This is a genomic window from Rummeliibacillus pycnus (genome assembly GCF_050459865.1).
Lineage (GTDB): Bacteria > Bacillota > Bacilli > Bacillales_A > Planococcaceae > Rummeliibacillus > Rummeliibacillus pycnus_B.
In genome coordinates this window covers 1-305 of record NZ_JBCMNM010000115.1, presented here as the reverse complement: position 1 = coordinate 305, position 305 = coordinate 1, and the positions used below count along the sequence as shown (strand labels likewise).

The following is a 305-nucleotide window of genomic DNA, read 5'->3' as shown; positions in this document are numbered from 1 at the left end:
CCAACTGAGCTACTTCGGAAAAATATTATGGTGGGCCTAAATGGACTCGAACCATCGACCTCACGCTTATCAGGCGTGCGCTCTAACCAGCTGAGCTATAGGCCCATATTGGAGCGGGTGAGGAGAATCGAACTCCCGACAACAGCTTGGAAGGCTGTGGTTTTACCACTAAACTACACCCGCATTATGGTGGGTCGGGACGGAATCGAACCGCCGACACTTAGAGCTTCAATCTAATGCTCTACCAACTGAGCTACCGACCCAAATAATTTAATAGATTTCAAGAAAATGGCGGTCCGGACGGG

General features: G+C 49.8%; 3 tRNA genes. All 3 read right to left on the bottom strand.

From position 1 onward, the window contains the following. Positions 1–28: 28 nt before the first annotated feature. The 3 genes from ABE048_RS19585 to ABE048_RS19575 all read right to left on the bottom strand — a co-directional run bounded on the left by ABE048_RS19585 (position 29) and on the right by ABE048_RS19575 (position 263). A tRNA-Ile gene (locus tag ABE048_RS19585) sits at positions 29–105 on the bottom strand. A gap of 4 nt (positions 106–109) precedes the next feature. Then, positions 110–183 (bottom strand) — tRNA-Gly (locus ABE048_RS19580). Positions 184–187: 4 nt separating this feature from the next. Beyond that, positions 188–263: transfer RNA gene (locus tag ABE048_RS19575), tRNA-Phe, on the bottom strand. Between the last annotated feature and the right edge of the window lie 42 nt (positions 264–305).